This window comes from Mobiluncus mulieris ATCC 35243 (genome assembly GCF_000160615.1).
GTDB classification, from domain to species: Bacteria; Actinomycetota; Actinomycetes; order Actinomycetales; family Actinomycetaceae; genus Mobiluncus; species Mobiluncus mulieris.
Window position 1 is genome coordinate 254,505 of sequence record NZ_GG668519.1, and the last position, 17,873, is coordinate 272,377.

Below are 17,873 nucleotides of genomic sequence, written 5' to 3' on the forward strand. Positions count from 1 at the left end.
CGAATCTGTGATAACCACGACCGAGTTTCTATACTGGCCCACAGGTCGCCCTGTGCCGGTGCCCCGGCGTTTTGATCCCCCAGCACAAAGGTGGTTGCCGGGTCATCGTGGTATTGATTTACGGGTGACTCCCGGCGAAACTGTTTTCGCCGCTACAGATGCCACCGTACTCTATGCCGGGCAACTTGCCGGTCGTCCAGTGGTTTCATTAGAGGACAGCAGCGGTCGACGCTACACCTACGAACCAGTCGAGCCCAGTGTCAGTAAAAACGACGAGGTTTCTCGGGGTGACCCGATTGGTATCGCGCTAGGAGGACACTATCCAGGGGACAATCGTCTCCACTTTGGGGTAAAAGACGGTCGGGATGGCTATGTTGATCCACTGGAACTCCTGGGGGGACGCATCCGACTCTGGCCGCTGTCATAACCAACCGGCAAATTGGATATGCGGGGAATCTAGCGGTAATGCTCGGGGACTTTGTAGATACCGGTAATCAGGTTCTTTCCTTGCACCGATTCCACCCGATAGAGCGACTTGGAGGTAGAGGGCGCGTCATATCCCCCGGTTGTCCCTTTAGCATCACAGCCCAAAATGGCCGGTTCCCGGTTTTGAGCCACTACCCAGAACGCGAAACCGCCTTCGAGCTTTTCGCCGTAAACATCAATAATGTCAGTGGTGGGGATCCCGGTTTGTACCTGGGCATTTTTAGCCACAAAGGCATCAACCCAATCTGCCATGGCTGCACACTTAGTGCACTCATTGGTAAACACCCGGCGCATCAACGAGGTATCGCGCTTGACGAAACTGTAATAAGTAGCATAGGTGTAATAGGCCACGACATCAGCCGCTCCCTGCTCCGAAAATTCTTCGAAGCGCTTAGGTTCAGCAAAAGGCGCCACGCTCATCAGATTCTTCGGAGGAATCAGCTTGACTTCCGCGCAAGGCTTAGGTGTATTCGAAGCCGCCTTGGTAGGAACAGAACTTTCGGGAAGAGGGAAAGATGTTTTCGGCCCCGCCGGCTGCTGCAAGGTAATATCGGAACTCATTAATTCCCGAGCCGTAACAGCGGCACCGGTTTCTTTCTCGGAGCCACATGCCGAGAGCAGCGCAGCGGCAAGCGTCAGCGCTACTAAAGAACTGATTGAACGCTTCAGATTCACCACCATAACCTCCAACACTCGGTCTGCCTACGATGCAGAATGCCCTCAACTGACGTTCCGGTTCCATTCTAGCTATCATTCTCAGCTATTTCTAGGGTTATTCTAACTTTACTTTAAGGATTTTGCAATTTTTAGTCGAGCATTTGTGCTTTTCAGGAGTGATTTCAAATCCAAAAATTGAAGACTCTCGCAAAAATCTTCACCTACAGGGACTTAAGCCCCTTTTATTGGGTGTTTTTTGCCGATTGTCCGGAGCTGAAGATTTCCTATCCGCCCTATCCCACCAGTAAATCCCAGCTAGGCGTGAGGGTGTGCCTGTAAATAGACCTGCCGCAAATGAGTCGTCGAAAGGTGAGTATACCTCTGGGTAGTGCCCAGACTGGCATGACCCAAAATTTCTTGGACACAACGCAAATCAGCCCCCCCATTCAATAAATGAGTGGCCGCCGTATGTCTCAAACCGTGCGGCCCCAAATCTGGCACTCCCGCCACCGCAGTCATACGGTGCAACATGCCTCGCACCAGGCGGGTGTCGAGCCGCCCGCCTTTCACGCCTAAAAACACCCACTCGCCCGCGTCCCTGTCAGGGGACACCAAAACCGGGCGCCCCTGTTCCAGGTATTCATCGAGAGCAATACCAGCCGGTATTCCATAGGGAGCGACCCGCTCCTTACCGCCTTTGCCGCAAACCCTGATGGTAGCCTCGCTGCGGCTAATGTCTCGCAACCGCAAACCCGTCAGCTCACTGACCCGAACACCGGTGGCATAAAGCAACTCCAAAAGCGCCCAATCCCGCAAACCTACGGGATTCACGCGATTGGGCACGGCGCTATCCCCCGGAATCGAATCAGGAATTTCCGCTTGGGATTTCGAGGCCTTCTGGTGAACTCCCAGACTGTAGGCCTGAAGACGAGCCGTATTAAGTAACCGAGCTACCTGTGCTTCGCTCAAAACCGTAGGAAGTGAATTGTCTGGCTTTGGGGAGTGAAGCCGCAATCCAGAATCGCAACTCATGAAGCCGTGCTTTAACGCCCAAGCCGAAAACGTACGGAAAGAAGCCACGCGACGCGCCAAAGTAGCACGGCTAGCTCCGCGACGGGACATGTCCCCCAACCAAGCGCGAATTCGCGCGGGGTCACTAAGCGCGCGCGAAAGCTCTGGCGCAGCGAACCCGCGTCCCGAGCTCTCACCGCTTCGCGGCGGAGCAGCCAACCCCGCAGCGGGCACCAACGCTACAGGGGGACACAAAAACTCCAGTAATTCGCGCAAATCACCAAGATAAGCCCGCAAAGAATGAGGGGAAAATCCCCGATTGGCACGCAGATATTCCGCGAATTCGGCTAATACCTGGGCTTCCCATTCCTCGCTAGCGTCTTTATCCACTATTTCAGTTTATGACTGACACCGTACGCCACCCCACCTGGCTCGCCCCAAACCGAGAGTTTACGCACCGCACCGCCAGCACCACCCCCGATTTCCACAAGTCCCCAAAACGACTCGCTCGCCCCAACCGCCCCCACACTAGGGTTTAGGGCTGGGGACGGCGATATTTTCCGTCACGGGTTTCAGCCTTCCCGTCCAAAACCAGCAAGCCCAGCTCGCCAAGAGTCGCGCTGATTCCCAAGCCGGCCTTCTGCGCGATATTTTCAGGGCTGCCCCACATGCGTTTAGGCAAGGCATCGAAGACCTTGATGGTTTCCGGTTTCAAAAACGGGCTGAACAGGGAGTCAGCACTAAGCTTGGTACTAGGATTAGCATTGCTGCCAGCTGCTGGGGCGCTATGCCCCGCCTCACTCGATTCTTTAGCCGCAGCGGTAGACAATGTCACATTCTCCGCGCTGTGCCCCGCACCCTCCCCAAGCGAGCCAGCTGTGCTACATGCCCCTATTGGTTTTTCGTCTGGAGCCACAAATGGCTGCATAAGCTCCAAAACGTCCCCGGCACACGTCACCAAGGTCGCGCCTTCCCGAATCAGCTGGTGACATCCCGCCGAGGCTCCGGAGGTTACTAAACCCGGCACTGCCGCCACTGTACGTCCCTGTTCCGCCCCGTGGTTAGCGGTGGACATCGCCCCGGAACGAGTTCCGGCTTCCACCACAACCACCACCTGGCTCAGAGCGGAAATCAGCCGGTTGCGACTCAAAAACAGGTGACGCTGCGGGCGATACGACCAGGGTTGTTCGGAAATAATCGCCCCAGTTTCCAAGATTTGGTCAAACATCGAAGTGTTCATCGCGGGGTACAACTCCCGCAGCCCTCCGGCTTGCACACACAGAGTCTTTCCACTCGAACCCAAAGCTCCTCGATGTCCCGCCGCGTCAATACCGTAGGCACCGCCGCTAATCACCCAAACTCCGTGTTGCGCCAGGTCATATCCCAGTTCCCCGGCCATGCTCATGCCATAACGCGTCGCGGAACGCGAGCCCACCAAAGCCACCGCACCGGTTTCGGTGTCCTGTACTGCCGCCGGATCCCCTCGCACCCACAGGGCTAAGGGTCGGTTTGCTCCCATCGTGTCCAAGGTTCGGGGCCACTGCGGGTCACCGGGGATTAAAAAGCTGCCATCGTTTTCCCACAGCCACTCCAATTCCTGATCCACGCTAACCACACGCCAACGCAACGCCCAGCCCGCGATTTTCGCCACCGAGGCAGGCAACACAAAGGGTTTAAAGGTGTCGCGGATGGCATCTTCATCGGGTTCGACTTCATGAGTTGCGAGTCTCATCAGCCGCTCTAAGGCCTCTAACGCCCCAAAAAACTCCACTAAGTTCCCGGCTGTCACATCGCCAGGGTCTGCTAGGGCGGTCCAGGCTGCCCGCGCCCACCGAGAAGTATCCCGCTGGGGTACGGGACGCCCTTCTTCCTGTGAAACCCCGTTTAAACCAACCTTGTCCACTTCCAATACCGTATTAATCACCGGTGTTTCCAATTTCTGCTCCTTGTTGTCTCAATGTCATTGCTGCCCCCACGTGTTCCATGCCGGGCACGGTTTTTCCTTCTAAATCTGCGGCTGTCCACGCCAATCGCAACACCCGTTGCGCCCCTCGCATCGACAGTTTGCCCTTTTCAACCACGGCATCCACCATCCCCAGGATTTCAGGAGAAAATCCCCCAGATTTGGAACGCAGGAACGAACCTGGAATCTCGCGGTTCAGCAACCATCCTTGCCCCTGCCAGCGTTCCGTTTGAGCCCGGCGTGCCTCGGCAACCCGTCGGGCGACTACCTCGGTAGTGTCAGCGGCTTGGGCGGCGCACAGCGCGCCCCGCCCCGGAGTTTCCACCTGGATTTGAATGTCCATCCGGTCTAGCAGCGGCCCGGAAAGCCGCTCTAAATAACGTTTACGCGCGAAAGGGGTACAGGTGCAGCGCGCCCGGCGCGACCCGGCATTGCCGCACGGACAGGGATTCGCCGCCATTATTAGCTGAAAACTGGCGGGATACACAGCCGCTCCGGCCGCCCGATGCAGCGTAATCTCGGCATTCTCCAGGGGCTCACGCAAGGAATCCAACACTCGTACCCCGAATTCGGGGGCTTCATCTAAGAACAGCACCCCGCAATGTGCCAACGAAGCCGCCCCCGGACGCGGCACTCCCGAACCTCCCCCCACCATCGCCGCTAAAGTCGCCGAGTGATGCGGAGCCTGGAAAGGAGGCCGCCGCATCAAGCCTTCACCAGAAAACAAGGTTCCCGCCAAAGAATGGATGGCGGTCACCGCCACGGCTTGTTCATCGGACAGCGGCGGCAAGATTCCTGGCAGACGCGAAGCCAGCATGGTTTTGCCGGAACCCGGGGTACCAACCATCAGCAAATGATGACCTCCAGCGGCGGCAATTTCCATGGCATGGCAGGCGGCGGCTTGTCCGCGAATATCCGCGAAGTCTCCGGCCGGGGCTTTACGCGCCGACACTGGTTCCACCCGGTCAATACTGTCTGGGGCGGGAGGAATCTCGATTAACAGACTCCCGCCTAAAAGCTCTATAACCTGTCCCAGGTGGTGTACCCCAATGACTTGCGCCCCGGGCACTAGCTGGGCTTCGGACACATTATCGTGGGGGACAATAAAACGGTGTTTACCTTGCTTAACCGCCCCCAAGACACTGGGCAGGATGCCTCGCACCGGGATGATGCGTCCATCCAGGCCGAGTTCACCAATCATCACGAAGTCATCGCCTGCCACCGGCGACACAATCCGCATCGCCGCCAGCACCGCCATCGCCATGGCCAAGTCGTAGCCCGACCCAGTTTTCGGCAGCGAGGCGGGCGACAGGTTCAGCACCACGCGCACATCGGGCCATTCGATAAAACAGCTAGAAACCGCTGCCCGCACCCGATCGCGAGCCTCACGTACCGCCGTATCAGGCAGCCCCACCAAAGTATAGGCCGAGATTCCCTCGGAAATATGGGCTTCAACCCGCACCAAAGTAGCCTCCATGGCCACCAGACCCACCGACCAAGTGTGTCCCGCGCTCATTTCAGCTTCTTTCGGTGGGTAATTGCGGCTTGGCCGACCCCATCCCATTCCACGCTGACCAAATCTAGGCTTACGTCGTGATGGAATGGCGCCTCATGAACCCGAAACCACGCCCCCATAACGCAACGCATCCGCGTCAACTTGGCATAGGTGATGGCCTCGGCAGGGGTGCCGTGACGTCGGGTGGAGCGAGTTTTGACCTCGACAAAAGCCAGGACGGAATCGGGGGACAAAGCCACAATGTCAACCTCGCCGGCACGACATCGCCAGTTGCGGTCAAGCACCTGGTAGCCCTGGGTTTGTAAAAACTCGACCGCAAGCTCCTCGCCCGCAAGGCCAAGCTCCCGATTATGCGGGTTTTTCCGGGGAGCCTTCGGGGGTTTCAAGGCTCGACACAGTCGGCGTTGCGCCCGCACTTGCGCCTTGTATCCCCCGCTGGCCGGGCAACTCGCCATAGTGGAGGGCGTCGGATTGGGGGCTAGCCCCTCATGAATCGTCTTCGTCATACCCCCCAGCATGGCGTGCCCCCGTCCTCACGAAAAGCGGCGCGAAAAAAACCTGTGAATTCAGGGGTTTTCCACAGGGTAAAAGTCCTTGAAACCTCAACAACGACCCCGGGTTAACGGTTTTTACCCGCCCCAAAATACCGCCGCGATGCCACCGGCACCTCCGACACCACCGCCGACTCCGACTCGACCCGCCAACAGCGGCGCACCAGTGAGCTAGCTGGGAATCTCAATCTCTGGTTTGGACAGTTCCTCGACGTTAACATCCTTGAAAGACAGCACTTTCACGCTCTGGACAAAACGTGAGGAACGGTAGACATCCCACACCCAGGCGTCTTCCAGTTCTATCTCGAAGAACACGTCCCCGCCGGTGTTGTTATGAGTGGTGACATTGACTTTGTTGGCCAGATAGAAGCGCCGGTCGGTTTCCACAACGTAGTTGAACAGGGAAATCACATCACGGTATTCCCGGTAAAGTTCCAGCTCTAAGCCGTTTTCGTAGGACTCTATATCTTCGTTGTTAACCATCAATGCGCCTTTTCGTAAATCCGTTACCTTACATATCCTAGTCGTTAAACGTTGAATCAGTGTTACCGGTTTTCAGTTTAATTTCCAGGTGTGGCGGTGCCACCGACTCGGTCCGAGTCGGGAAATGGCTTCTCGGTGCGCTTTTGTACCGTAGCCAACGTTGTGGCTCCAACCATAGCCGGGGTCTTCCAGGCGACTCATGAACGCGTCACGGTACACCTTTGCCAGCACGGCTGCTCCCGCCACCGTCGCGGCGTGTTGGTCGGCTTTCACCAGGGTTTGTACTTTTAATAGCGGGGCGGGCGGCGGGTTATGCGCCGGGGTTGTGCCCATTGCGGGTTGCGCGGGTTGCGCGGGTTGCGCCGGGTTCATGAGGTGCCATTGGGCATCAAACAGATTCGCCTGATGTTCGGCCTGTAAGTAATCAACATTCCCGTCCAGAAGTAATTTTTGGGGCAAATGCCCCCGAGCGTCCAGTTGATTGAGGGCTCGCCACCCCGCCAAACGCATGGCCGCCATGATGCCCATTTCGTCGATTTCCATATTGGTGGCCTCGCCGATAGCGAAGTCCTTGACCCAAGATTGAATTGGCTGAACCAGGGCTTCGCGCCGCCGGGCGGTTAAAGCTTTGGAATCATTGAGGCCGGGCGGGAACCCGGCGGCGAGCTCCGTGGCACTCACCACGGTGACTCCTATGCAAACCGGACCAGCCAAGGCACCGCGGCCGACCTCGTCCATACCACCCACCAGGGTGACCGGCGCGGCGGTACCACCGGAGGCCGCGAAGTAATCGCCCGAAACCGCACAGCCATTTACCCCGCCAAGGGCGGCGCTTTCCCAAGACAAGTCAGGCATTTGCTTATCCTCGACGTCCTGGGGGGACTTCATTGGATTCCGAGGAAAAGGCGTCTTTATCTCCCAAAACGGGTTTGGGAATGTTATAGAACGCACAGCTGGGCGAGATGAAACGCATGTGTTCCAACGGCCACACCACCACGAAGGCTCGACCCACGACTTGTTTTTCGGATACAAAGCCCCCCGAAGGGGAATCCATGTGATAGCGCGAGTCCGCCGAATGGTTGCGGTTATCTCCCATCACCCACAGTGAGCCTTTGGGAACCACCACATTGAACTTGACCTCAGAGGCGACACCGGTGTTCAAAGTGTAGTCCTCATCAATGGCTTTACCATTAATGTTCAACAGGCCGTCTTCGTCACAGCACGTCACGGTGTCTCCACCCATACCCATGACTCGCTTAATAACGAAGCCTTGGGCGTCTTCCGGGGCGAGGCCAGCGAAAATCATAAAACGTTTAATCCCGCCAAGCACCGGGTTGGGAGCTTTCTTTTTCACCAGCCCCTCGCGGCCTGACTGCAGCCAGTTCTCGGTGTCACGGAAAACCACAATATCGCCTCGGTTCAAAGGACTGTATCGGGGCGCGGTTTTGGCGACCAACACAGAGTCGTTAACCATTAAGGTATTTTGCATAGAAGCCGAGGGAATATAAAAGGGCTGCAGCAAGAAGGTACGCACCAGCGAGGAAATCGTCAGCATCGTGATAACCACCGCAATCAGCTCGAAGTACCAGGGGAAGTCCAAGGTAAGTTGGGGACGTCCAAAGGCTCCCGCCTGGCGAACCATCAGCTCGTTGGGATTGGGATAGGCGCGGGGGCGCATCATCCGGCTGGCGCGAAATTCGTCGACGCTGTCGCGATTAGAATCGCTTTGATGGACGGCCTGGAAATCGTTCAAATCCCCCCACAATAGGTCATCATCATTATCAGGGTTTTTTGACTCTCCTTTACCTGAGCCCGCCCGCTGAGTCACTTTGCTGCGCGCCCCCTTTTCGGGGTGGGAGGCATCCGAGCCTGTTTTCTTACCATCGGAGCGGCCAGAATAGGGATGTGCGCCGTTGCTGTAGTATTCAAAGAGCTGGTCGTACAATCCAGGCGGATAATCTCCGAAACCTAAATCCGGGTTCCAGGCGGAATACATGGGAGGATACCCGGGGTATTCTCCGGGCATCGCTCCCGGCATCCTCCCTGTCATTCCACCCGGAAATTCGCCACCAGGGTGGGCTCGAGGAAATTCCTCGGCGAAATATTGCGTCTCGCTGCTGTCAACACCCCGGGCGCCCCCGGTTCCTTTGGGGTTGAGATTGCGCCCGTTATGTCCCTCAGTTCCTGAATTCGCCGCCCCCTTAGTCGAGCCAGACGACTGTTTGTCGGATCGAGGATCGGGAGGCAGCCCCGTACCAGGGGGGAAAGTCCCCCCGTTGTCGGCGCTAAATTTCGGACTCACATCCACTCCCTAGTGATCTCTGCGCACACCCCGCCATTTTTACCGACTGGGAACCTTGGCATTACTAAAATCATAACCTAAATGGGAAACGGAACCGGCCTTATTCCAAGGCCTGGCTCCGTTTCCCAGTTTCTTTTAGCGTCTTAATCCCCGCCGGTTTGACGCGAATCCGCGAAAACACTCGGGGGATTTTACGGGTGAAATTTGTTACGCCGTGGTCTTGTTGTCACGCTTTTCGGTGACCTTCGCGGCTTTCCCGTGCCGATTACGCAAGTAGTAGAGCTTCGCACGACGCACATCGCCTCGGGACACGACTTCAATCTTGTCCACGGTGGGGGCGTGCAACGGGAAGGTACGTTCCACTCCGGTGCCGAAGGACAGTTTACGCACCGTAAAGGTTTCCCCTACGCCCGCCCCGCGACGGGCAATCACGATGCCTTGGAAAATCTGGATACGCGAACGGTTACCTTCAATAACTTTCACGTGAACCTTGACGGTGTCTCCGGCGCGGAAATTCGGGATTTCCTCGCGCAACGAGGCCTTGTTGAATTCCTCTATCTGAGGTTTTTGCATGTTTTCTCCTCGACGCCCTTGCCACAGGTCAAAAACGCCTTTCGGGGCACCCTGGCCGCAACTTCACGGTTCGGACAAATTTCATGCCTTCGCGATAGTTTCGGCGGTGCCGGTTTCGGTTTCGCCCCCGGGTCAGTGGTTTCCCCCTGTGGCAGGTTAAACCGCCCGGAAGCTTGTATATTGTGCCATAAAATTGGGTCGCGACGCTAATTAGCCCCGCCGGCTCACCCGGGCGCCTCTGGTGGATTAACTTCGGCTCGGGCTGCGGTTTGTCTGTCCTGTCGCGGCTTCATGAGGTGCCAACCGAATCTGGGCAGAGGCGGCGCATCACCACATCCTGGTTTACGCGTCCCCCCACTACGAATTCCCGGGCGCCAATTTTTTTGAAGCCGTGTCGACGATAGAATTTCTGGGCGCGTTTGTTGTAAATCGATGTTCCCAGACTGACCGCCATCGTAGAATCCAGTTCCGCCAGCGCTGCTTCCAGCAGCGCCCCGGACAGCCCCAGGCCACGCAGGGGCTCGCGTACATAGCATTTGGACAGATACGCGTCCTCCGGGGTGATCCCGGCACGCTGTGCTGCGGCTTCGTCCAGCCCGACAATCACATAGGTGTATCCCACCAGTTCCCCACCAATTTCCGCCACCAGGTACCGGTGGTGTTCCGGGTCTTTCAGCCGGGCTTTTACGGTTTCTAAGTTGAATTCTACCTCGGTGAATTCTTCGATTTCTGCGGGGGTAATATAACTGGGACAGGCCAGGGGGAAGGTTTCCGACCCTAAGGCTGACAAGGCCAGGGCTTCGCCTCGTTTCGGTTTGCGAATCACCACCCGCTGTGCCACGCAACTACGCGGCGCCGCGTCATTCGCTCCGCCGGCTACTTTCGTCTGTCGAGTCGCATTGTGTCCGCTAACAGCCGCTGCGCTGTCTCCCGGTACCAGGCTGGGTAAATAAATCCACCCCCAGCCAGCCAGGATTTCTCGCTCGGTTTTGCTTAGTTTCGCCGCGTCCAGGTGTTCCAACAGTTCGGGTCGCATCCGGGCGGTACGCCCTAAGGCTTGTGTTCGCCGCCATTCCTCGATTTTCGCGTGATTGCCGCCCAGCAAGACCTCGGGCACTTCCAGGTTTCGCCACTGTGACGGGCGGGTGTACGACGGATATTCCAACAGGCCAGAGCCCTCGAAGGACTCCTCGACCAGGGACTCGGGATTACCCACCATCCCTTCCAGCAGCCGCCCCACCGCCTCGACCAGGGCGACGGCCGCGATTTCGCCGCCATTCAAGACATAATCACCTAATGAATACTCGAAAACTTCCACGTTGGGCACCTCGCGGTAATGCGCCACTACCCGCGCGTCGATTCCCTCGTAGCGTCCACACGCCACGATGATGTTTTTGGCCTCGGCCAGTTCCCGCACCTTCGCCTGGGTCAAAGGATGCCCCGAGGGAGTGGGCACTGCTAACACGGTTTTCGCTCGCCTGGGGGATTGTGCTTCTAGTGGGGCGGATTGTCCTGTTACTTCCGGGTTTTCCGGGTCTTCCGGCGCTCGCCCCGCCGACTCCCCCGCGTCCAAGCCACAGTTTTCCAGCGCCCCATCAATGGCTTTGCCCCAAATATCGGCGCGCATCACCATCCCAGCACCCCCACCATAGGGGGTGTCGTCCACGGTGCGATGCGGGTCGTCAGTAAAATCCCGTAAATCCGTGGCTATCCAGGACAATATGCCGTTTTGCGCGGCTTTACCCACCAGGGAAATCCGTAATACGTCAAAGAATTCGGGGAAAATGGAAATCAGTTGGAAGCGCATTAATTCCCCTTTTTCGTTTCATGAGGTGCCATCCGAGTCCTCTGCTTGTTTACTTTGTGTCCCATCGGGGAACAGTCCCCCCGGCGGTGCCATTACTACCCTGCCCGCCGCTAAGTCCACCTCGGGGACAAGCTCGAAAACAAAGGGAATCAAGACCTTGTGTCCGTCCGCAGTGGTTACTTCCAACAAATCTTGGGCGGTACCGATTATCAAATCGCTCACCATACCCAGGCTTTCCCCGGTTTGGGTCTGGGCGGACAGTCCCACCAGTTCATGGCGGTAAAACCCGTCTTCACTGCCTGATTCTGTCGCGCCCGGGGTTTCGTCTGGGCCTGGCGGGTTAGTGGCTTCCGGGTCGGTTTCTATCACCAGTTTCACCCCGCCCAGGGTTTCAGCGGTATCCCGGTCGGGGATTTCTTTGAAACTGGCCACGAAGTGCTTCCCGCTGTGTCGCGCTTGTTTCACCGTCAATCGGGGAAAATCCGGGTGGTCGGTCACCAGCACCGCTCCGGGGGCGAACCGGGTATGGGGGTTATCGGTGCGCAGGGCAACGCGGATTTCGCCGCGCACTCCGCTGGCGCGACCTAGGGTGGCCACGGTGACTTTCACGGTTTTCTTCGCCTTTCCATCGGGTTGAATCTAAGTATTTCTGTTCTTGGATAATCTTATCGGCAGTTTTTCTTGGCACCTCATGAAACCGACGCAGCCAAATCGAGTTAAACCATCCTAGCCCCCACGTGTTCACGCGAGGGCTAGGATAGAGGTTTTTCTCAGTGCCGTTCCTGGTCGATAACGTCGACTCGTACCGAGCCGTTGGTCGATAGCGCGGTAGCTACGCAACGCAAGGCTTTAGCAGTGCGCCCGTTGCGGCCAATCACCCGACCCAAATCGGCGGGAGCAACGCGAACCTCCAGCAATTTGCCGCGACGCAGGCTCTTTTCGTTGACCCGCACGGCTTCCGGTTCGTCTACGATCCCGCTGACCAGGTGTTCTAAAGATTCGGCAATCATCGACATTATTCAGCCTTCTCTTCGGCGGGGGCTTCTTCAGCCGGAATCCCTTCCGCAGCCTTTTCGGACTCTGCCGCAGCCTTGGCGGCTTCCGCTTCCTTCTTGGCCTTAGCCTCGGCTTCAGCCTTCTTAGCCTTGGCCTTTTCAGCCGCGTCGTCGGCGGCCTTAATTGCCGCTGCTACGTCGTCGCCTTCATCCTTGGTGCGGATGCGGTTTTCAACATTCTTGGCACCCTTGAACTTGGCCCAGTCGCCACTGAGCACCAAGAAACGGTGTACCGCATCAGAGGGCTGGGCACCCACACCCAACCAGTACTGAATGCGTTCCGATTCCAGTTCAATCAGGGAAGGTTCCTGGTTAGGGTCGTATTTTCCGACCTCTTCGATGACGCGCCCGTCGCGCTTCTTGCGACTGTCGACCACCACTACGCGGTAAATCGGGTGATGGATTTTACCAATTCGCTTCAAACGAATACGTACTGCCACTTTTGTGACTCTCCTTGTAAATAAACTTTCGAGCAGGTCTTACCGCAGGCAGGGAAACACTGTGGCGGGGCTTGCTCTGAACTTCCGCAACCACGCAGAGAGGGAGGCGCAGCCACGTTTGTACAGTCTTTGATTATGCCAGATTCCCCACCCTCGGTGCAATTTTCGCGGTGATTTTGCGCATGCCGGAATAACCACGGCAGAGCGTGCCCATTGATAAGAATCGGGATGCCTTGGCAAAGGGCGTGACTAAACCAGGAAAAAACCGGGACACCAGGCGCTATACCGACCCCCCTTACCCGAAATCTCCTGAATTTACCACCGCAGCCTCCACCCGGTAGCCAAATTCTCCTGAATTCGTAACCAACGCTCACCTGCCGACCCGGTCTAGACAAGTATCGGGTTCCCTGGCAAGACCCAACCCACCCGCGAGTATCCCGCTGTCTTAACCCACTGGGCAAACCGGGGCGGGCGGGTGTCCGCCGGGCAACCCAAAGTATTCTGTCTAAAGAGGCGGGCAAACCGGGGCGGGCGGGTGTCCGCCGGGCAACCCAAAGTATTCTGTCTAAAGAGGCGGGCAAACCGGGGCGGGCGGGTGTCCGCCGGGCAACCCAAAGTATTCTGTCTAAAGAGGCGGGCAAACCGGGGCGGGCGGGTGTCCGCTTCGGTTCCCCGACGGGGTGAGGCTTAGGATATAACGGTGAGTCAAAAACCGGGGCGGGAGTCATCCCCTGCGAATCCGCTGGCGCATCTGTGGCGGTGGGGCTGGGGATATTTGCGCAATAACTGGTCAGAGATTGCAAAGTTTTTGACGGTGGGCGGGGCGAACTACGTGGTGGATTTGGCGGTGTTTAACCTGTTCTTGCTGTGGCTGACCCCGCAGTGGCCGCTGTTCGACAAGTGCGTGGCGGTGGCGGTGGCCACGACTTTTTCTTGGATTGCCAACCGGTCTTGGACCTTTCGCGAGCGCGGTGGCCACGGGGTGGCGAAGGAAGCCCTGCTGTTCGTGCTGGTTAATGTTATCGGAGCGCTGCCTCCCCTGGCCTGCCTATGGGTGTCCCATTATTTACTGAGCTTCACTTCGCCCCTGGCGGATAATATCTCGGCCAATATTATCGGCCTGATTATCGGCACCGCGCTGCGCTACGTCCTGTACAAACTGGTGGTTTTTCCTACAAAGACCACAAAACCAAACTAGTCTCAAGTGTTATGGTCGCCTCATGAAAACCGCCGGGGAAACGTGACCTTTCACAGACAAGTATCCGGCAGCAGCCAGGCGTTGTCGCCAACAGATGTGGGAGCGTCGACGGTACAGATGCACCCCCAGTAGGGCACCCGCGCTGCAACCGGCGCGAGCACCTCGAATTTTTTAAAAGGCGCGTGGGGCGTAGACGACACCTTTATTTCTAGGGGGAGGATTGTTTCACCAATTTCCAGAATCAAATCAATCTCTTTTTGGGACTGGTCACGGTAATAGAATACATGTTCACGCAAGCCCTGATTCCACCAAGATCGCAGAATCTCGCCCACCACCCACGTTTCATAGATTGCCCTGGAAATCGGGGAATTTTGCAGCGCCGCCTCGCTGGTGATACCGCAAAGATAACAAACCAGCCCGGTGTCGAGAAAATAGACTTTAGGACGCTTCACCACGCGTTTGCCCAGGTTCCTCGCCCACGCCGGCAACAGGTACACCAGTCCCGAAGACTCCAGCACCGACAGCCAAGAAGTCACGGTTTTCGTATCAACCTGCAAGGCAGCGGCCAAGGCACCCTTGTTTAGCTCCTGGCCGGTACGCGCGGCCAAAAGCCGGACAAACTGCAGGAAAGTCGACTCCGAGCGCAGGTTTAGCTGCTGGTACACGTCACGTTCCAACCAGGTCTGAATATAAGACGAAAAAAAACAATTCGGCACTCAAATCCGGGTGGGTAACACTACGAGGAAACTGACCCCGCAAGATTCGTCCGAAACGTGACTGGCTCAGTTTTTGCCGCACGACGGGTTCCGGAAGGGATTGCGCGAGTTCGCCGTGATTGGTCGCCAGTTCATGAGATGCCAGCCCGTATTCCTCGCGCCCAGTCAACCCACCCAGTCGCAGCACTGCTACCCGCCCCGCGAGGGATTCCGTCACGCCTTTCATGAGGGGAAACACCTGGGATCCGGTAATCCAGTATGCTCCATCTGCGCAGTCATCATCCACCGCCATTTTCAAATACGGGAAAAGCTGGGGTGCATATTGAATCTCGTCAATAGTAACCGGCGGGCGATGACCCGCCAGGAAATCCTGGGGGCGGTTTTGCGCCATATCACGCTGAAACGGGTCATCCAGGGTGACATACTCGCGTTCAGAATCGCCCAACTGGCGCAAAACCGTGGATTTACCAACCTGTCTAGAACCGCTGAGTAACAGCACGGGAAAATTGTCAGAACCATGCCTCACGGCAGCTTCCAGATGTCGCGTAATATACACGGCGCCCCCTTCCCTAGCCTCTTTTGGGGATTTTTCCCTCTGTTCAAGCCATTATAGACCCTGCGCACCAAATCTGGAGCGCAACTCCAGAAAATCAGGAATTGAACTCCAGATTTGTCAGACCCGGCCAACCGCCACGCCGAGGCACCTAGATTCTGCCCCGAAACTGGTTTTTCCGGTGCTCTAGCGTTTCCCAATTCGGTTGGTCGCCGGTTCATGAGGTGCCATCCGGGGTTTTAGGCGTAAATTCAGGGTCGAGACGGGTCACTTGTAACAAAATCAGGAAAATTCGGGGTACCCTAGTCGATTTACCCCACGCCGAGCCGGTTTTTTCCTGAATTTGTCACGCCCCTCCCCGTATCCTGTGTAGCATCCTGCGGTAATAGGTATCAAAATTGGTTATCTGAGCGAATCTTATCCGCACTATAGCTACGAATCAGTTCTGTAACGTGACTTGACAGTTTTGATTCCATTTTGGTGCGATTTGTTTCAAATCTCATAACCCATTCCCGCATCCCTGGAATCAAACTTTCGAGCCCAGAAAAATCAAATGTTTTATCTTGTACAAGGCTGATTTGAATATTTGCTCTCAGGTTTTCGTTATAATGAGTAAGCAAATAACACAGGGAAGTTCTGTTGGGGTTGTAGCTATCAGGTAGATTTGTCGAAAGTATCTTAAGGCAGCGAGTCTCATCAAAACATAATGTCATAAAGTTACTTCTAAGATGCGTTACAACATCCCCAATAGAAGAAAATCTATAGGCAAAATGATTTCGAGTAGTTTCATCCAATGAAATAATATTAGGTAATTTAAGAGCCTCCTGTTTAACCTCTTCTAATATAGTGAAATATGACTTGCGTTCTTTAATATTCTTTCTTTGAGCCCAATCCATATCTTTAAAAAGCACGAATTCTTTTAAAATTACCTATATTACCCACAATAAAAGAATAATAATCAGACCATCTTTCTTGCTGAGGTAATGCAGGTATAGGCTTAGTAAATACCGACTGAATTTCTGGGGACAAACAAAACTCTAACCAATCCGCTGTCCCAGTACCCAGGTCTACCTTTTCAGATTGTTCTTTTACTGTTGAACTACTTTCACGCTTAGCACCCCTTTCACGGCGGGATTTAATCAATTTATGAAGCTTCTCAGCAACACCTCTTACTATTTGCTTGTATTCTTCAGAACCTGTTTTAATAGCTGCTAGCGTCTTTGGTAGTTCATGATACATATATTTTTTAGCTTTTTTAGCTCTGTCTTCGGCTGATTGGACTCATCCAAAGACTGCATAATCAGAGACAACACATGCGGGACATGATCCTTTTCTGCCAGATGAAAAAATTTATTAAACTCGTAACAACAATACTCCGAACGAAAATACCTCGGAGTTACCATAGCCAAAAGAAAATCCGTGTACAGTAAACCATTTTCGATAGTTTTATACAACTCCGCACCCCACTCGATATTATCCTCATCGATAAATAGTTCAACAGCTTCACCGAAACTTTACTCCAAGTTTTTAATAATATCTCGCGCCAAATCAGTAATAGCGCCATTAAGATAATCGTTGTCATCGTGATGATAGCTGACAAAAAAGTAGTAAATTCACGATTAGGTTCATTCTCTCCTACAGTCATGTGCCATTACCTTTCTTATACAATAAAATCACATCACACTGTCAGCATTCTCAGCATCAACGACATTCACAAACGTCTCGTTCGAATGCCAGAAATTCTCTGCCTATTTTTTAGAGGTACGCCTGGGGATGCCAAGTGTAGCTTGGCATCCCCAAGTTTCCCCGTTTCCCGAAAGGGCCGGGGTTGAAACACGATGAGTTTCCCGGCCTAGTGGCTCCGGGGATGGGGTTGCCCGGAGCCACAGTCTTTGTTTACCTGTCTGCCGACCCGCCGCTTTAGCGCCTGACGGCTTTTACCCGCCTAGCGTCGCTGTTTTGGCGGCTGTGGTGCGGTTCGCGTCGCTTCTGCTGCTAGTGGCACGTAGCGACGAAGCGTTGGGAACGCGCGTAACGAGACTGCTGTGGCGCGTGGCGTAAGCCACATAACGCCGCAGTCACAGAGCGAAGGCGTTAAGAATCAATCCAGTGAATTGATTTAGCCGAAGCACTTTGAACGACGCGGCCGCCAACCGCCGAAGCAGCACACCCAGGCAAGCACCTCATGAAGACGGCGAAACGTAAGCGACGGAGGCGGCGCAGCGAGGTGCGACGCGCAGCGGGACTGAGGGGTGAGACTTTCACGAAGTGAAAGTCGAGGGGAAACCTCCCCTTTTGTCCCGCCAGCGCGCACCCGTAAGCCGCCGAAGCAACACACCACGCCCGCGCGAAGGCGGCGCAGCGGCGCAGCGGCGCAGCGGTAAGCCGCCGAAGCAACACACCCAGGCAAGCACCTCATGAAGACGAGGAAGACCCACGGACATTTAGCGAGCAGGAAGAAAAACCCCGCCAGACAAAAGCACAGGTCACAGGCCTACCCAGCTGCCGCGTTCACTCTGAGTAAACACTAAATGTCCGTGGATTTTAGGCCAGAGCGCACTT

21 protein-coding genes are annotated in these 17,873 nt (G+C 55.7%); 2 read left to right on the top strand and 19 right to left on the bottom strand.

The features are described from left to right. The first annotated feature begins 94 nt into the window (after positions 1-94). Positions 95-427 carry a M23 family metallopeptidase gene (locus HMPREF0577_RS11855; RefSeq protein WP_231282857.1) on the top strand — a complete coding sequence of 111 codons (333 nt, stop codon included), beginning with the start codon at positions 95-97 and terminating at the stop codon, positions 425-427. Positions 428-456: 29 nt separating this feature from the next. Here HMPREF0577_RS11855 and HMPREF0577_RS06140 read toward each other — a convergent pair whose 3' ends face one another. From HMPREF0577_RS06140 to rpsP, 13 genes are all read right to left on the bottom strand, one after another. Then, the gene (locus tag HMPREF0577_RS06140) at positions 457-1,167 is read right to left on the bottom strand and encodes a hypothetical protein (protein WP_004012896.1); all 711 of its coding nucleotides are present in this window, start codon (positions 1,165-1,167) and stop codon (positions 457-459) included. A 291-nt stretch (positions 1,168-1,458) separates the two neighbouring features. Beyond that, positions 1,459-2,544, bottom strand: coding sequence for a tyrosine recombinase XerC (locus tag HMPREF0577_RS06145; protein ID WP_004012898.1), 1,086 nt, complete (start codon positions 2,542-2,544; stop codon positions 1,459-1,461). 145 nt (positions 2,545-2,689) lie between these two features. Then, positions 2,690-4,090, bottom strand: coding sequence for a DNA-processing protein DprA (gene dprA / locus HMPREF0577_RS06150; protein ID WP_248613722.1), 1,401 nt, complete (start codon positions 4,088-4,090; stop codon positions 2,690-2,692). Continuing rightward, positions 4,071-5,633: a YifB family Mg chelatase-like AAA ATPase gene (locus tag HMPREF0577_RS06155; RefSeq protein ID WP_004012900.1), complete on the bottom strand. Its 1,563-nt coding sequence runs from the start codon at positions 5,631-5,633 to the stop codon at positions 4,071-4,073. Before HMPREF0577_RS06155 ends, dprA begins: the two co-directional genes overlap by 20 nt. Beyond that, positions 5,630-6,139 carry a YraN family protein gene (locus tag HMPREF0577_RS06160; protein ID WP_248613724.1) on the bottom strand — a complete coding sequence of 170 codons (510 nt, stop codon included), beginning with the start codon at positions 6,137-6,139 and terminating at the stop codon, positions 5,630-5,632. Before HMPREF0577_RS06160 ends, HMPREF0577_RS06155 begins: the two co-directional genes overlap by 4 nt. A gap of 216 nt (positions 6,140-6,355) precedes the next feature. Beyond that, positions 6,356-6,667, bottom strand: a complete 312-nt coding sequence (locus HMPREF0577_RS06165; protein WP_004012903.1) for a DUF2469 domain-containing protein — start codon at positions 6,665-6,667, stop codon at positions 6,356-6,358. 72 nt (positions 6,668-6,739) lie between these two features. Further along, positions 6,740-7,522: a ribonuclease HII gene (locus HMPREF0577_RS06170; RefSeq protein ID WP_036342538.1), complete on the bottom strand. Its 783-nt coding sequence runs from the start codon at positions 7,520-7,522 to the stop codon at positions 6,740-6,742. 4 nt (positions 7,523-7,526) lie between these two features. Beyond that, complete coding sequence (lepB, locus tag HMPREF0577_RS06175; RefSeq protein WP_004012905.1) at positions 7,527-8,975, bottom strand: signal peptidase I; 1,449 nt, start codon at positions 8,973-8,975, stop codon at positions 7,527-7,529. Between the two features lie 201 nt (positions 8,976-9,176). Further along, positions 9,177-9,542, bottom strand: a complete 366-nt coding sequence (gene rplS / locus HMPREF0577_RS06180; protein ID WP_004012906.1) for a 50S ribosomal protein L19 — start codon at positions 9,540-9,542, stop codon at positions 9,177-9,179. 289 nt (positions 9,543-9,831) lie between these two features. Further along, positions 9,832-11,349 carry a tRNA (guanosine(37)-N1)-methyltransferase TrmD gene (gene trmD, locus HMPREF0577_RS06185; protein WP_004012907.1) on the bottom strand — a complete coding sequence of 506 codons (1,518 nt, stop codon included), beginning with the start codon at positions 11,347-11,349 and terminating at the stop codon, positions 9,832-9,834. A gap of 18 nt (positions 11,350-11,367) precedes the next feature. Continuing rightward, positions 11,368-11,958, bottom strand: coding sequence for a ribosome maturation factor RimM (gene rimM / locus HMPREF0577_RS06190; RefSeq protein WP_004012908.1), 591 nt, complete (start codon positions 11,956-11,958; stop codon positions 11,368-11,370). 161 nt (positions 11,959-12,119) lie between these two features. Continuing rightward, a complete protein-coding gene (locus HMPREF0577_RS06195; protein ID WP_036342646.1) occupies positions 12,120-12,359 on the bottom strand; it encodes an RNA-binding protein in 240 nt (79 codons plus the stop codon). 5 nt (positions 12,360-12,364) lie between these two features. Next, on the bottom strand, positions 12,365-12,844 hold the full coding sequence (rpsP, locus tag HMPREF0577_RS06200; RefSeq protein ID WP_004012910.1) for a 30S ribosomal protein S16: 480 nt from the start codon (positions 12,842-12,844) through the stop codon (positions 12,365-12,367). 700 nt (positions 12,845-13,544) lie between these two features. Here rpsP and HMPREF0577_RS06205 point away from each other — a divergent pair. Next, positions 13,545-14,042, top strand: a complete 498-nt coding sequence (locus HMPREF0577_RS06205; RefSeq protein WP_004017097.1) for a GtrA family protein — start codon at positions 13,545-13,547, stop codon at positions 14,040-14,042. A 50-nt stretch (positions 14,043-14,092) separates the two neighbouring features. Here HMPREF0577_RS06205 and HMPREF0577_RS11860 read toward each other — a convergent pair whose 3' ends face one another. From HMPREF0577_RS11860 to HMPREF0577_RS11020, 6 genes are all read right to left on the bottom strand, one after another. Further along, entirely contained in the window at positions 14,093-14,719 is a 627-nt protein-coding gene (locus tag HMPREF0577_RS11860; RefSeq protein ID WP_248613725.1) for a DUF4143 domain-containing protein, read from the bottom strand. Next, positions 14,709-15,314 (bottom strand): ATP-binding protein, encoded by a 606-nt coding sequence (locus HMPREF0577_RS11865; RefSeq protein ID WP_004012914.1) that lies wholly within the window; start codon positions 15,312-15,314, stop codon positions 14,709-14,711. Before HMPREF0577_RS11865 ends, HMPREF0577_RS11860 begins: the two co-directional genes overlap by 11 nt. A 389-nt stretch (positions 15,315-15,703) precedes the next feature. Continuing rightward, entirely contained in the window at positions 15,704-16,222 is a 519-nt protein-coding gene (locus tag HMPREF0577_RS11010; RefSeq protein WP_081443330.1) for a hypothetical protein, read from the bottom strand. After that, positions 16,212-16,550 carry a hypothetical protein gene (locus HMPREF0577_RS11015; RefSeq protein WP_004012915.1) on the bottom strand — a complete coding sequence of 113 codons (339 nt, stop codon included), beginning with the start codon at positions 16,548-16,550 and terminating at the stop codon, positions 16,212-16,214. Before HMPREF0577_RS11015 ends, HMPREF0577_RS11010 begins: the two co-directional genes overlap by 11 nt. Continuing rightward, positions 16,523-16,798 (bottom strand): TIR domain-containing protein, encoded by a 276-nt coding sequence (locus HMPREF0577_RS12060; protein WP_081443331.1) that lies wholly within the window; start codon positions 16,796-16,798, stop codon positions 16,523-16,525. Before HMPREF0577_RS12060 ends, HMPREF0577_RS11015 begins: the two co-directional genes overlap by 28 nt. 607 nt (positions 16,799-17,405) lie before the next feature. After that, the gene (locus HMPREF0577_RS11020; protein WP_004012916.1) at positions 17,406-17,711 is read right to left on the bottom strand and encodes a hypothetical protein; all 306 of its coding nucleotides are present in this window, start codon (positions 17,709-17,711) and stop codon (positions 17,406-17,408) included. Positions 17,712-17,873 lie beyond the last annotated feature (162 nt).

Coding starts and splice junctions, on each gene's coding strand:
- HMPREF0577_RS06140 (WP_004012896.1), bottom strand. CDS start 1,167: ATGGTGGTGAATCTGAAGCGTTCAATCAGTTCTTTAGTAGCGCTGACG.
- HMPREF0577_RS06155 (WP_004012900.1), bottom strand. CDS start 5,633: ATGAGCGCGGGACACACTTGGTCGGTGGGTCTGGTGGCCATGGAGGCT.
- HMPREF0577_RS06160 (WP_248613724.1), bottom strand. CDS start 6,139: ATGACGAAGACGATTCATGAGGGGCTAGCCCCCAATCCGACGCCCTCC.
- HMPREF0577_RS06165 (WP_004012903.1), bottom strand. CDS start 6,667: ATGGTTAACAACGAAGATATAGAGTCCTACGAAAACGGCTTAGAGCTG.
- HMPREF0577_RS06170 (WP_036342538.1), bottom strand. CDS start 7,522: ATGCCTGACTTGTCTTGGGAAAGCGCCGCCCTTGGCGGGGTAAATGGC.
- rplS (WP_004012906.1), bottom strand. CDS start 9,542: ATGCAAAAACCTCAGATAGAGGAATTCAACAAGGCCTCGTTGCGCGAG.
- trmD (WP_004012907.1), bottom strand. CDS start 11,349: ATGCGCTTCCAACTGATTTCCATTTTCCCCGAATTCTTTGACGTATTA.
- HMPREF0577_RS06195 (WP_036342646.1), bottom strand. CDS start 12,359: ATGATTGCCGAATCTTTAGAACACCTGGTCAGCGGGATCGTAGACGAA.
- HMPREF0577_RS11015 (WP_004012915.1), bottom strand. CDS start 16,550: ATGTATCATGAACTACCAAAGACGCTAGCAGCTATTAAAACAGGTTCT.